The sequence below is a fragment of the Mycoplana sp. ABR4_002 genome, assembly GCF_056159645.1.
Genome location: NZ_JBSWVO010000001.1, coordinates 1,987,361 through 2,000,484 on the forward strand (window position 1 = coordinate 1,987,361; position 13,124 = coordinate 2,000,484).

Annotated in this window: 13 protein-coding genes, 1 tRNA gene and 2 pseudogenes; 11 read left to right on the forward strand and 5 right to left on the reverse strand. The window is 63.8% G+C overall.

Annotated elements, in window-relative coordinates:
• Positions 1-348: 348 nt before the first annotated feature.
• From ACXAGF_RS09670 to ACXAGF_RS09700, 7 genes and pseudogenes are all read left to right on the forward strand, one after another.
• Positions 349-438, forward strand: a tRNA-Ser gene (locus ACXAGF_RS09670).
• A 135-nt stretch (positions 439-573) separates the two neighbouring features.
• Positions 574-684, forward strand: a pseudogene (locus ACXAGF_RS09675) (transposase); the annotation flags it as partial.
• Between the two features lie 555 nt (positions 685-1,239).
• A pseudogene (locus ACXAGF_RS09680) lies at positions 1,240-1,574 on the forward strand (IS3 family transposase); the annotation flags it as partial.
• 319 nt (positions 1,575-1,893) lie between these two features.
• Positions 1,894-2,283, forward strand: a complete 390-nt coding sequence (locus ACXAGF_RS09685; RefSeq protein ID WP_475016509.1) for a hypothetical protein — start codon at positions 1,894-1,896, stop codon at positions 2,281-2,283.
• 86 nt (positions 2,284-2,369) lie between these two features.
• On the forward strand, positions 2,370-2,852 hold the full coding sequence (locus tag ACXAGF_RS09690; protein ID WP_475016511.1) for a DUF3833 family protein: 483 nt from the start codon (positions 2,370-2,372) through the stop codon (positions 2,850-2,852).
• Positions 2,853-2,856: 4 nt separating this feature from the next.
• The gene (locus ACXAGF_RS09695) at positions 2,857-4,215 is read left to right on the forward strand and encodes an MFS transporter (protein ID WP_475016513.1); all 1,359 of its coding nucleotides are present in this window, start codon (positions 2,857-2,859) and stop codon (positions 4,213-4,215) included.
• Positions 4,216-4,295: 80 nt separating this feature from the next.
• Complete coding sequence (locus ACXAGF_RS09700; protein ID WP_475016516.1) at positions 4,296-5,081, forward strand: SDR family NAD(P)-dependent oxidoreductase; 786 nt, start codon at positions 4,296-4,298, stop codon at positions 5,079-5,081.
• Here ACXAGF_RS09700 and ACXAGF_RS09705 read toward each other — a convergent pair.
• From ACXAGF_RS09705 to ACXAGF_RS09715, 3 genes are read right to left on the reverse strand one after another with little or no spacing between them, the layout of a single operon-like run.
• Positions 5,078-6,298: a class I SAM-dependent methyltransferase gene (locus tag ACXAGF_RS09705; protein ID WP_475016518.1), complete on the reverse strand. Its 1,221-nt coding sequence runs from the start codon at positions 6,296-6,298 to the stop codon at positions 5,078-5,080. The two genes, ACXAGF_RS09700 and ACXAGF_RS09705, sit on opposite strands and share 4 nt — an antisense overlap.
• On the reverse strand, positions 6,285-7,094 hold the full coding sequence (locus ACXAGF_RS09710; RefSeq protein ID WP_475016520.1) for a DUF1365 domain-containing protein: 810 nt from the start codon (positions 7,092-7,094) through the stop codon (positions 6,285-6,287). The genes ACXAGF_RS09705 and ACXAGF_RS09710 overlap by 14 nt, the downstream gene beginning before the upstream one ends.
• Entirely contained in the window at positions 7,094-8,449 is a 1,356-nt protein-coding gene (locus tag ACXAGF_RS09715) for an NAD(P)/FAD-dependent oxidoreductase (protein ID WP_475019250.1), read from the reverse strand. Before ACXAGF_RS09715 ends, ACXAGF_RS09710 begins: the two co-directional genes overlap by 1 nt.
• Before the next feature lie 231 nt (positions 8,450-8,680).
• Between ACXAGF_RS09715 and ACXAGF_RS09720 the strand changes: the two genes are divergently transcribed.
• Genes ACXAGF_RS09720 through ACXAGF_RS09735 form a run of 4 tightly spaced genes read left to right on the forward strand, consistent with a single transcriptional unit; the run spans position 8,681 to position 10,615 of the window.
• Entirely contained in the window at positions 8,681-9,250 is a 570-nt protein-coding gene (locus ACXAGF_RS09720) for a sigma-70 family RNA polymerase sigma factor (RefSeq protein WP_475016522.1), read from the forward strand.
• Positions 9,247-9,918 carry a ChrR family anti-sigma-E factor gene (locus ACXAGF_RS09725; protein ID WP_475016525.1) on the forward strand — a complete coding sequence of 224 codons (672 nt, stop codon included), beginning with the start codon at positions 9,247-9,249 and terminating at the stop codon, positions 9,916-9,918. Before ACXAGF_RS09720 ends, ACXAGF_RS09725 begins: the two co-directional genes overlap by 4 nt.
• 24 nt (positions 9,919-9,942) lie before the next feature.
• On the forward strand, positions 9,943-10,353 hold the full coding sequence (locus ACXAGF_RS09730) for a DUF2177 family protein (protein ID WP_475016527.1): 411 nt from the start codon (positions 9,943-9,945) through the stop codon (positions 10,351-10,353).
• Between the two features lie 52 nt (positions 10,354-10,405).
• Complete coding sequence (locus tag ACXAGF_RS09735; RefSeq protein WP_475016529.1) at positions 10,406-10,615, forward strand: helix-turn-helix domain-containing protein; 210 nt, start codon at positions 10,406-10,408, stop codon at positions 10,613-10,615.
• A 63-nt stretch (positions 10,616-10,678) separates the two neighbouring features.
• Here the strand turns inward: ACXAGF_RS09735 and ACXAGF_RS09740 are convergent, their stop codons facing one another.
• Both ACXAGF_RS09740 and ACXAGF_RS09745 read right to left on the reverse strand, forming a co-directional pair.
• Positions 10,679-10,984 carry a hypothetical protein gene (locus tag ACXAGF_RS09740; protein ID WP_475016531.1) on the reverse strand — a complete coding sequence of 102 codons (306 nt, stop codon included), beginning with the start codon at positions 10,982-10,984 and terminating at the stop codon, positions 10,679-10,681.
• A gap of 323 nt (positions 10,985-11,307) precedes the next feature.
• Positions 11,308-12,939 carry a GMC family oxidoreductase gene (locus tag ACXAGF_RS09745; RefSeq protein ID WP_475016533.1) on the reverse strand — a complete coding sequence of 544 codons (1,632 nt, stop codon included), beginning with the start codon at positions 12,937-12,939 and terminating at the stop codon, positions 11,308-11,310.
• Between the last annotated feature and the right edge of the window lie 185 nt (positions 12,940-13,124).

Below are 13,124 nucleotides of genomic sequence, written 5' to 3' on the forward strand. Positions count from 1 at the left end.
CAGCCGGGCCGTGTTTCCGGCGCGCGCGTCCATTCATCTGCGCCGTCGCCCGCCTCGATCCTGAATAGCTCTCCTAGCCGTCGAAAGGCCAGACACTATTCTGGCTATCCCCATGCCTTTGCAGCGGGTTTTCCGCCCCTTCCCTCGGTGAAACCTTGTCGGTCACCGTGCGGGATGGCGGCGACGTGCCGAACCGCCCCACCCCACGAGCGGTATGTCCGTCACGCGCGGAACAAGTTGACGCTCGAAGCCGAACCACTATAAAGCCAGTCGAGGTGCGGTCGGCCGGCCGAAACGGCCGATACCGACGCATCGCGGGACGCCGTGAGGTCGGCGTCGCAATGGGATGGATGGGTGGCCGAGTGGTTTAAGGCTCCAGTCTTGAAAACTGGCGTACGGGGAACCGTACCGTGGGTTCGAATCCCACCCCATCCGCCACATTAACTACCATCCTATTGTTTTTACGTCTTTTTACTAGGTTTACGAATCCAAGTCATTTGGACCTTCATGACCTGCTCCCCTGAGATGTTCCCGATTTTGGGCTAGCCTGTTCCTCGACAAAGGAGACAGGCAATGATGCGATCACGGTTCTCGGAAGAACAGATCATCGGCCTTCTGAAGGAGCATCAGGCGGGCATGACGGCCGGCGAGTTGTGCCGCAATCATGGCATCTCGGATGCGACCTTATAGTAAGCGGTGTCCCGGTCGCACCTTGACCAAGATGCTTTAAGCAGTCTCGAAGACTGCCGCCATAACGGGACGGCTGTTTCCGGCCAAAGCGGTCATCGCGGCCCGTCCGGCATGCGCCAAGAGCGGTCCATCCGCTCACGGTTCGTTGCAACTTATGATAATTTCGAGTAGCCCAAAGTTGCCGCGAATTTTGAGCCTCCAGATGGGAGTCGAATGTCGAAGCTCAACATCTACAGATCGATATTAATTATTTGCCTTGCGGCCATCGTATATGTCTGGCCCTTTACGGCGCTTATAATCGCGGGCTGGTGGATGATGGCCCTCATCGGTGTTTGGGCGAAGAAAATTGACCCCTCACCCGGAGAAAGTTCAATCTCTCAGATTATAAACAGTGACTCTTTCGGAGCATTGTCGGCTTGGCTCGGTCTTTGGAATGGGTTCTACGTCTGCAAAGACTTGGATCACGACTACCATCGCCGAAACCGCGAGTGACCCCTGAAAGGCCGATTTGGGCCGACAGAAGCCTTTAGGCACGTATCACCCTGAGCGCTGGAGGAGGAGAATGCGCGCCTGAAGAAACGTCTGGCGAGGTCGATGATGGATGTATCGACGCTCCGCGAGATGCTGACAGAAAACGTCTGACGCCCGGCTCGAGGAGGAATGCCGTGCGTTGGGCAGTCGAGGCGAAGAACTACTCGCAGCGGCGGGCCTACGCCCTGGTTGGCATTGCGCCGCGGGTCTACCGATCCATATCCACCCGGCCGGACGATGCTGCTCTGAGAGAACGTTTGCGGGAGCTGTCATCGGAGCGACGGCGGTTCGGCTACCGCCGCCTGCACCTGCTTTTGAAGCGGGAGGGCGTCGCGATGAGCTGGAAGAGGCTGGCTGTGTTCTGCCGCCTCAAAGATTTCCGCTGCATCGCCACCCGAGACGACAAGCTTGACCGCAACTTTCATTCAGCCGTCAACCTAGCCGTTGCGTGCGTTTTTCGACAGTCATCGTTGTGGCCATGGCGCTCGCGCCGAAAGCAGAGGCTCAAAGCTAGTTTGTGGGCCCGACAATCATCCGTGCCGCCGCGAGGATGCGCCCGCTATGCTTGCCATGAGTTCCATGCAAGGTCTCCCGCAGAACTTCTCGGCCTGTGATCCGGTCGGGGCGACGCGACGTATCCGGGGCGTCAGGTAAATTACCGGGGGCTCGATCATGCTCAGGCTTGTTACAATTGCGATCGCGTTGCTCGCCGCGCAGCCCGGCCACGCCACCGGCGAGCGCTTCTCCAGCGCGGACATCAAGGAAGACATCGTCGGCCGGCGCATTCTGTTGGCGGTGCCCTTTGGCGGCGAGTTTCCGTTGAACTATCGGACGAACGGTCGCGTCGACGGCAACGGGGAGGCGTTCGGCCTCGGACGTTTCGCTAAGCCGAACGATTCCGGCCGATGGTGGATCGATGCCGACCGTCTCTGCCAGAAGTTTCGCAGCTGGTACGACGGCCGGTCGATGTGCTTTGAACTCTACCGCATCGACGACAGTCGGCTGAAGTGGATTCGCAACGACGGCAAGGCGGGCTCAGCGCGGATCGGGCCTCGGCTATGAGTTTCGCAACGAAAGAGCGCGGCCATCCCAGGAAGGCCTTCAGATTCGGGCAACGTGATCCGATCCGCCTCATGGCGGCGTTGCTGATGCTGATCTCCGCTGTGCTTGGTCCGACGGAGGCGATGGCGGAAGGACGCCAGCTTGTGCTCGAGCGCTTCTTTGAAGGCAAGACGATTGCCGAAGGAAGCTTCCGCACGATCCTTGGCCTTCACAGGACATTCACCGTCGCCCTCCATGGCAGATGGGACGGTCGCAGGCTGACGCTGCGGGAGGATTTTGCCTTCGACGACGGCACGCAGGATCGCAAGACCTGGCGCTTCGTCAAGACCGGACCCAGCACCTACCGTGGCACGCGCGAGGACGTGATCGGCGAAACGATCGTCAGGGTCGACGGCAAAGTAGCGCGGTTCAGCTACCTTGTCCTTCTCGACTCGACCAGGCAAGCGAACAAGGTTCGCTTCCACGACACGATGACGTTGCGAAGCGACGGTTCGGTTCTCAACACCGCCTATGTCACCAAGTTCGGGCTGCCGGTCGCCTGGACGCGCGTCGAGTTCAGGCGACGCTGAAGCGATGCGGCGCGCGCCCGGTCTCCGCCAGAAGCAGACGGCGCCGACGTCGGTTGCGCGCCCTCTCGCCTATCTCGCCTACGCGCTGCCAGCCTTGCCGCTGGCGGCGCTGGCCCTGCCTCTCTACGTCATCGTGCCGACCTTCTATTCGGAGGCGATCGGACTGCCGGTTGCGGCCGTGGGCGCCGTTCTCCTCGGCATCCGCCTGCTCGACGCGGCGACCGACCCGGTGTTCGGCTGGCTCGCCGACCGGTGGCGCGGGCGCGGCGGCCGTCGCCGCGGTTTCTTCCTGGCCTCGCTGCCGCTCACCGCCATTGCCGCCTTCATGCTGTTCTGGCCGCCGGAGCAGGCCGGCCTTGGCTATCTAGGGTTCTGGGCCGCGCTCGTCTCGATAGGTTTCACCTGGACATCACTGCCCTACACCGCCTGGGGCGCGGAACTGTCGATCGACTATGCGGAACGAACCCGCATTGCCGCCGTGCGCGAAGGTGCCACGCTGATCGGTATCCTGTTTGCAACGACCCTGCCCTTTGCGATCGGCCTTGCGCCAGGGGCCGGCGTGCACGGTCTTCAGGTGCTCGGCGTCCTCGTCGCCTTGCTGCTGCCGCTCGCGGGGCTCGCGGCCGTGATGTTGGCGCCGGAGCCGGCGAACCGCTCGTCGCGCGACCTCGACATCCGCGAAGGTGTCGCCTTCATGGCCGGCAATCGGCCATTCTTGCGGCTGATCGCGGCCTTTCTCCTCAACGGCTTCGCCAATGCGATCCCCGCCACGCTGTTTCTCTATTTTGTCTCCGACCGCCTCGGCGCGCCGGAATGGCGCGGCCCGCTGCTTCTTGCCTATTTCGCCTTTGCCGTCCTCGGGGTGCCGTTGGCGGTCGGTGCGGCCAGCCGCTTCGGCAAGCACAAGGCATGGTGCGGCGCGATGCTCGCGACCTGCCCGATCTTTGCGCTCGCAGGATTTCTGGGACCGGGCGACGTGACCGCGTTCGCTGCCATTTGCGCGCTGACGGGCCTGCTGCTCGGCTTCGACCTCGCTCTTCCGCCATCGATCCAGGCCGACGTGATCGACCACGATACCGCTCGCTCGGGTGCCCAGCGCTCCGGCCTCTATTTTGCAGCCTGGAGCCTGGCGACGAAGCTGTCGCTGGCCGCTGCGGTGGGGCTCGTCTTTCCGCTTCTTGCATTGTTCGGCTTCAGCCCGGCCGCCGGCGACGGCGCACCCGCGTCTTTGGAGGCGCTTGCGATGCTCTATGCCTGGCTGCCGATCGCCCCGAAACTCGCCGCGATCGGGTTGATGTGGCGCTTTCCGATCGACAGGGCCGCGCAAGGGGAACTGCGGCGCCGGATCGGCAGCGGCGACTGAGGCGCGCCCGGCGCGCCTATGATCCGGAGGCATGCCGGCCGCGTACCGACATACGGGAAACACGAACCCGAGGTGTACAATTGGCAGACGAGCATCGACGGCAATCAACCCGCAGGGTCGCCTGGATCACGGGGTCAAGCTCGGGCATCGGACGATCGCTCGCCGTCCGGCTGGCGAAGAACGGCTGGACGGTCGCGGTCAGCGCGCGCGGAACGGCTGCGCTCGAGGAGTTGGCGCGGACGGCACCGCATGCCATCCATGCCTATCCGCTCGACGTCACCGACGCCGCGTCGACCGAGGCCACGCTCGCAGCGATCGAAACTGAGCTGGCGCCCGTTTCGCTCGCTGTATTCGGCGCCGGCACCTACCGGCGCGAGACGGTCGAGAGCTTCGACGCCGGGACGATCGGCGAGATGGTCGCGCTCAACATCATGGGCACGGTCAACTGCCTGCAGGTGACCATGCCGAGGATGGTGGCGCGCCGCTCCGGCCAGATCGCGGTGATGGCCTCTGTGTCCGGCTATACCGGCCTGCCCGGGGCGGCCGGCTACGGCGCGACCAAGGCGGCGCTGATCAACATGTGCGAGGCGCTCTACCCCGAACTCGATCGCGGCGGCGTCCGCATGACGGTGATCAATCCCGGCTTCGTCGACACGCCGCTGACGCGCAAGAACGACTTTCCCATGCCATTCCTGATCTCGTCCGACGAGGCCGCCGGTCACATTGTTCGCGGCCTTGACCGCGGACAATTCGAGATCGTCTTTCCCTGGAAGATGATGGTGGCGATGCGGCTGTTGAGGGCGCTGCCGCACCGGTTCCGTTTCGCTCTGACCCGGCGCATGTTGCGCGACGCCCCCCTGCCCTAGCGGCTTTCCAGGCGGAACTGGTAGACGTCGATCCTGTCGGCGCGAAACCCTGCGGCACAGTAGTGCAGATAGTACCGCCACATCCGAAAGAAATGCTCGTCGAAGCCGAGGCGCCGGATCGCCGGCCATTGCGCGACGAAGGCACTCTCCCAGTGCAACAACGTGCGCTCGTAGTCCCGGCCGAAGGACAGGGCATCGCGGACGGCGAGGCCGGCCGCGGCCGCCTTTTCCATGAACACCGTCGGCGAGGGCAGCATGCCACCCGGAAAGATGTAGGTCTGGATGAAGTCGGCGTTCCGCCGATAATGTTCGAAACGAGCCTCATCGATCGTGATCACCTGGATCATCGCCTGGCCACCCGGCGTCAGCAATTGCCGAAGACGCTCGAAGTAGAGCCGCCAGTTCTCCTCGCCGACCGCCTCGAACATCTCGATCGACACGATCTTGCTGAAGCGTCCACGGCAATCGCGGTAGTCCTGCATCCGCACCTCCGCCCGCTCCGACAGGCCGGCGGCGGTCAACCGCCGCCGCGCGAACTGCGCCTGCTCGGCCGACAGGGTCAGCCCCGTCACCCGGCAGCCGGTGCGCGACGCGGCATGCTCCATGAACCCGCCCCAACCGCAGCCGATCTCGAGCACGTGGTCGTCGGGACCGATCGCAAGCTCCCGCAGGATCCGGTCGTATTTGGCTTGCTGGGCCTCGGCAAGCGGCTGTCCCCCGCGCTCGAAAATCGCGGCGGAATAAGTCATCGTCGGGTCGAGCCAGGCGCCGTAGAAGGCATTGCCGAGGTCATAGTGAAACGCGATGTTGCGGCGGCTGCCGCTGCGGGAGTTGCGTCGCAGCTTGTGGCGCAGGTAGGCGAGTCGGCCGATCAGCGGAAAGGACTTCAGCACCGGCCGCAGGGCCGTCTCGTTGGCGATTGCCAGCTCCATCACCGCGCCGAGGTCCGGCGTGTCCCAGTCGCCGTCGAGATAGGCCCGGGCGAAGCCGAGGCTGCCTCCGACGAGGAGACGCCGCAACGGGCGGGCATTGTTGAAGTGGACCGCGGCGGACGGGCCCGCCCTCGTGCCGGCCGCCTGGTGCGCCGCGTCGTCGCCCGGAAAGCTGAGCCGGATCTGGCCGCACGCGATGCCATCGGCCCAGCGGCACAAGACCTGTTGCCAGAGCGGGCGGCGCGGGGCGAGGAAGGTCGGGGTGTCCTGTTCAGCTTGGCTCATGCTGGGGCTCTTCCGTTTGAATGCGTGTAACGATGGTGGTGGCGACAGGAATATCGGCCGGTCGATGGCGATGGACCGGAACGCCCTTGATCCAGAGCCGCAGCGCCTCCCAGTGGATGCCGGCCATCACCTTCAACGTCATCAGCGGATAGCGGAACAGCATCGCCAGCAGCCGTCGGTCGGAAAGGGTTTCGTGTTCTCCGCAGAACATGGCCGTCAACAGCGGCCCGTCACCGTCGCTCTCGTGAATTGCGACCAGCACGCGCCGGTCCGGCGGTTCGATGAAGAAGTCGTAGTGACAGTCCATCGGAACGAACGGCGAAACATAGAGCTTCTTGGGGCACGACTGGCGGATTGCGCCGCTGCCGCCGTCGGGGGCGGGAATGACATAGGTGTGCCGCTCGCGGAAGGTGTTGCAAACCTCGTATAGGACAGCCCGCACGGCTCCGTCCGGCGCGTGGCAAAAGTAGACCGTCAACGGATTGAAAACGTAGCCGAACATGCGCGGGTAGCACAGCAGACGGATGCGGATACCGCTCACGTCGACGCCTGCTTCGACCAGCTGTCTCACCACCCAGCCATGCAACGCGCCGACCCGCCCATCGCCGTGATCGGCATCGCGAAAGCTGAACAGCGCCCGCCGATTGTAGCCGAACAGCCTCAGGCTGCGGTCCAGAACCGGCAGCTCGTCGAGATCCAGGAGCAGCGAGAAAACACGATAACGAAGCCGATGGCGTCGTGGGCGGCGGCGCGCATGAACGACTTCTCCGACATAGAGGGCCGATACGCTGGTCATTATGCCGCCACCAGTCTCGTCGTTGAGAGGATGCGACCGGATTCGTCGCCAACCGACCAGGGGCGTCTCCGCCCCGCGATCACCTCGGCGACCGCCAGCCCTGACTGCAGTCCGTCCTCATGGAAGCCGCTGCCGAAATGGGCGCCGCAGAACCAGACGCCTTCCCGGCCCTGCAGGCGCCAGAGCTGCTTGCGGGCCGCCACCGCCTTGAGATCGAACAGTGGGTGTTCGTAATCGATCTCGGCGATGATGGCCTCTTCGGGTATCGGCCGATGGGGATTGAGCGTGACGAACAGAGGCGTGCGAGGGGCGATGCCCTGAAGCCTGTTCATCCAGTAGGTCACGCAGAGGGGCCTTTCGCCGCCGCGCTCCTGCCCGCCCATATAGTTCCAGCTCGACCAGACAGACCGACGCCGGGGCATCAGGCGCTCGTCGGTGTGCAACACCGCCCTGTTGGGCGTATAGCCGATGGCGCCCAGCAACTGTCGTTCCTCGCTATCGGCATCGGCCAGAATCATTAACGCCTGGTCGGCGTGCGTCGCGATGACGACATCGGTGAAGGTATCGCTGTTTCCGCGCCAGTCCGTCACAGTCACGGTGCCCATGTCGCGCCGGACATCCCGCACCGCGCTACGCAGCCGAACTTCGCCGGAAAATTCGGCGAGAAGCCGGTCTACATACTCGCGGCTGCCGCCGGTGACCGTGCGCCAGCGCGGCCTGTCAGACAGGGCGAGGAGGCCGTGGCTCTCGAAAAATCTTATAAACGCATGCAAGGGGTAGTCGCGCATTTGCCGTGCCGTTGTCGACCAGATTGCCGCGCCCATCGGCAGCAGGTGGTCGCGAACAAAGGCCGCGCTGTAGCGGTTGTCATCGAGATAGTCTCCGAGCGTCTTCCCGGTCAGGTCCTCTCGGCTGAGCGCGCCAGGCGCCTCGCGGTAGAAGCGCATCACATCCGACACCATCCGCCAGAAGCGTGGCCGCAGGACATTGCCGGGTTGGCCGAGTAGCCCCCTGATGCCAGAGCCAGAATATTCAAAAGCGCCGCCATCGAGCGATGCGGCGAAGGACATGTCGGACGCCTGGGTGGGGACGCCGAGATGGTCGAACAGGGCGACGAGGTTGGGATAGTTGCGGTCATTGTAGACGATGAAACCGGTGTCGACCGGGACGGGGCCAGCCGGCGAAGGCGCCGATACGGTGTGGGCATGGCCGCCCGGCCGGTCCGCGGATTCATAGAGCACCACATCCATGCTGCGTGCGAGCAGCCAGGCCGCCGACAGGCCTGAGATGCCGGCACCGATCACCGCCACCCGGCGTCGGCCCAGAAGGTCGGCGAGATCACGATCGAAACGCATGCTTCCCTCTCCATTCCACGCTTTGCCTGATTTGTTACGAAGAATTTTCGCGGCTGGATTGATGCCGGCGCAGATTTTTGAACAATGGTGATCCGGCACGCTGGCGCTGCCGTAACGGCGATCATGACAATTGCTGTCCCGATTTTGGCGCCCGCGTGCCCCGACAACCCCATTCTGCAGCCCCGGCGCTTGGCCGGGCGCAGGTACTGGGCAACAGAAAAGTGCGCACGGATGAGCGAAACGGTCAGGGACTTGACCAGAGACGAGGCGCGGACACTGCTGGAGGCCGTTGGGAGCGATCGCGACCTGGAGGCATTCGAGGCTCTCTTTCGCCACTACGGCCCGAGGATAAAGGCTTACATGGCCAGCCTGACCCGGGACGGCAGCCTTTCTGAAGAACTGATGCAGGAGACCATGATAGCAGTCTGGAACAAGGCGGCGCAGTTCGACCATCAGCGTGGCAACGCGTCTACCTGGATTTTTTCCATCGCTCGAAACCTGCGCATCGACGCCTACCGCAAGAACAGACGTCCGGATTTCGACCCCAACGACCCAGCCTTCGTGCCGGATGACACGCCGCCGGCGGACGCCGCCTTTGAGGAGCAGCAGGAGGCGGAGCGACTGCGCAGCGCGATGGCGGTTCTGCCGCCGGAACAGCTTGAGTTGCTCCGTCTTTCCTTCTTCAACGAGTGCTCGCACAGTTCGATCGCCGAACGCCTGAACTTGCCGCTCGGTACGGTGAAGTCGCGAATCCGGCTAGCCTTTTCCAAGTTGCGCGCGGCACTGGAGGATGGACGATGAGCATCCGCCACCACGTCGCGGACGAACTCTTGCTCGCCTATGCTTCCGGCAGCCTCGAGGAAGGCTGGCGGATTGCCGTTGCAACGCATTTGGCGCTCTGCCCAGCGTGCCGCAGGCGGCTTTCACTGATGGAGAAAACGGCCGGACAGTTGCTGGAGGATATTTCTCCCGAGCCGGATATGACGACGTCCTTCGACCAGTTGCGGCAGCGCATTCGTGCCGAGGCGGTGCCGGATCCGGACGCGCCCGCGCATGCGAGGCCGCAACCCGCGAGCGTGGCCCAGCCGGTGTTGCCGGAACCGCTGCGGTCCTATGTCGGCGGCGACGTGGAGACGCTGAAGTGGAAGGCGCTCGGCCGTGGTGCCTATCACATCCGGATCAGGACCGAGGACACCACGACGATGGTCCGGCTCTTGCGGATCCCGGCCGGAAAGCCGGTGCCGGAGCATGGCCATGGCGGTCGTGAACTGACGCTGGTTCTCAGCGGCAGCTTCGTCGATGGCGAAACGATATTTGCACGTGGCGACCTGGAGGAAGCGGATGCCAGTATCCAGCACCAACCCGTGGCGACCCCGGGGGAAGACTGCATCTGCCTTGCCGTGACCGATGCACCGCTGAAGTTCCGTAGCTGGCTGGTGCGGCTGGTCCAGCCGGTGCTCGGGATCTGACAGAGCGAGGGGGTGGCGCAGGGCATGACCTACATCATCGCATATTTGGCCACGGCATTGGCCTTTCTCGGACTCGACTTCCTCTGGCTGACGCGCATCTCATCTGCCTTCTATCGCAGCCGCATCGGTGACTTACTGCTGGCGCAACCGAATTTTGCCGCTGCCGGCGCCTTCTACCTCCTGTATGTGGGCGGTATCGTCTATTTCGCCGTCCTCCCGGCGGTGCACGCCGGCAGCTGGACGAGCGCGCTGACTTCCGGCGCCCTTCTCGGCCTCGTCGCTTTCGGCACCTACGACATGACGAACCTGGCGACGCTGAAGGGCTGGTCGCTGCCGGTGAGCCTTGTCGACATGGCCTGGGGCATGGTCATTACCGGAGCATCCGCCGTGGCCGGATGCCTGATGGCAATGCGTTGGTCTCCACCCGCCCCATGATCCCGACATTGACGTCCGGGTTCGGCGCGACCGGCAGGGGGAAGCATCGACGATGTCGCCGATCCAGTTCGTGAAGTCGATGCGGTTGAACAACGCCGCGATGAAGATTGCCGAGGGCAAGACCGTGACCGAGGCGGCCTGGGACGTGGGCTACGCGAGCACCTCGCAGTTCAGCCAGGATTCAAGCGCCTGTACGGCCAGTCCCCCAGGGAGTGGAGCCATGCGGTCGAGGCTTCGGCGCGGCATATGTAAGACCAAATAGCGGTCCGGATCCGGGTTAGGCCCCGGGGGGCCGTTGGCCCGTTCGTTCCACGGTGCGAAGTCGTTAAATCCCCGATCCGTCGAGCTCTCGGGCATCGTCGCCCTTCCAAGGCGAGGGCAACGTCATGCGATCGAGATAGGCTGAAGGCATCGGCATCCAGCACTTCAATTCTGGCTCGGCATATTCGATTATCCGCCCTGGCGTGGAATCCGATGAGCGCCAGGCATCTCCGCCGAATTGATCACCATTCGACCAGTAAGCGAGGTCAACCGTTCCGGGTCCCTGTTCGGACGGACGGATTGTCACGAGGATGCGACTGCCGTCCCTCGGCGCGCTTCGCATATGCCGCCAGCGGTCTGGTTCGTCCATCTTTCCCTCCTGTCTGCTCCAGGCTGGAGTGTCGCCTTGCGAAAGGGGACGGTCAACGCAAACTTTCCTCACGGGCTTTGCATCACGGTGACCACTCGGGGCTCGCTCGAGCAGACCGCGTCGTGCAGCAGGTCCGAACCGAAGCCCGCCAGCCGCGAAAGGTCCCCCGCAGTTCTGCGCGTTGCCGAAAAATCGTTTGCTGCTTTGGCACTGCGGATCGGCGTGCTCGCATGAACAACTCCGAACGGTCGAACCAGTACGAACCGCCAACCCGTGGTGCGAAGTTCGGCGACCCGCGGGTATTGGACGCCGAACTCAACTCTTCAGAGGGATGAAGAGAGTGCGCCGCTTGAAGCGATGAGGCTGTGCGTCGCCTTTACCAGATCTGCAGCCCGTTCTCCGATGGCGACACAAGGTGCCATGGTGTTGCCAGTTGTGATCCGAGGCATGATCGAGGAGTCCGCGATGCGCAGGCCATCGATGCCGTAGACTTTCAACTCGCTATCGACGACCGACATGCTGTCGCGGCCCATCTTGGCGGTACAGGACTGGTGCCAGTAGGTTACCGCCGACCGCCGAATGAAATCGATCATCCCGCCCCGGTCCCGACCGCCTGGAGCGGTCTCGCCTGTCACGAGCGAAGCGAACGCATCGCTGTTTCCGATGTCACGGCACAGCTCCACTGCCACCAAGGCGGCGGCCATGTCTTCCGCCTCGCTGAGGGAATTCGGTTCAATCAGCATCGGATCGTCTGCGCCCGGTCCCGACAGCCGCAGCCGACCGCGACTTTTCGGCTGGGCAAGACCGGTGAACATGGTCCAGCCATGTTCAGGGGTCTCGAGGCCCGTCTCGATCGGCGATGGGACCGCGAACTCCAGCTGGCACTGGAGGATGTCTGGCTGGGCAAGACGCGAGTCGCTCTTCCAGTACAGTTGGGCCTCGCAGCCTCCACCCCCGACGCCTTGCGGTTTCCGGTAGGCCCAGGTGCAGCCGAAAGCGAGATGGTCCTGATGATTGCGTCCGACCCCCGGGAGGTGCTGTATGACCGGAATGCCGTGGGCCCGCAGTTCATCCTCCGGACCGATGCCCGACTGCATCATAACTTTCGGGGTGCTGATCGCGCCAAGCGACAGCACCGTCTCGCAACGCGCGGTGAACTGACGCGGCCGGCCATCAACGACAACGTGGACGCCCGTCACTCGTTTGCCATCGAAGATGAGGCGTGTGACCAGCGCGTCGGTCAGTACCGTAAGGTTATGCCGCGCCATCATGGGACGAACATAGGAGCCGAATACAGATTGCCGCTTGCCATCTCGGATCCGCAGTTCGGCGATCGAGGCGCCTCCAGCGCCCTCCATCATTTCCCCGTTCGGTGTGTCGAAGACTGGAATGCCCATGGCGGATGCGGCACCCAGCAATGCCTCTGCAACTGGCTGAGGTGCCAGCGGCTGCGCAACATATGCCGGCCCTCCCACGCCGCGGCGGGTAGCGTCCGGAGCGCCGCGCCAATCTTCGATCCGGCGATAGTAGCCGAGGATCGCCTCATAGCCCCAGGCGTCATCCCCCGCCTCGGCGGCGAAATGATTCCAGTCTTCCCTGTGTCCTCGGGCCCACACCATGACATTGATGCTCGAACCGCCGCCAAGCCCCTTGCCCATGCTGAGAGGAAGACGCCGACCGCCGAGGCCGGGCGCCGGCTCCCCGACGAAACCCCAGTCCCGACTCGAGCCGAGGTTGAGCGGCCACTGCGCAGGATCCGCGACGGACTCGGCCGAATCATCGCCGCCTGCCTCGATCAGCAGCACGCGCGCGCTTTCGTCTTCTGCAAGCCGGGCGGCAACAACCGAGCCGCTGGAGCCGGCGCCGCAAACGATGAAGTCGAACACATCGCCGACCGCACGCTGCGGAATGGCCGAATGATCTGGTGTATTTTGCTCATGGGTATTCAGCTTCACGTGACTGACCTCCGTGAATGGAACTGGAAAAGATTGTGAAGTGGTGGTGGCGGCGGGCGCGAACGCGCGTTGACGCTCGGTCAGAGCTCAGGCTGGACTGCCATCTTCGCAATCGCCCTTCCGTGCCGTCGGTCCGGGGCGCGCGCCGGCCGTCACCGGAACAGTGCCAATTGTCCCGGTGATAC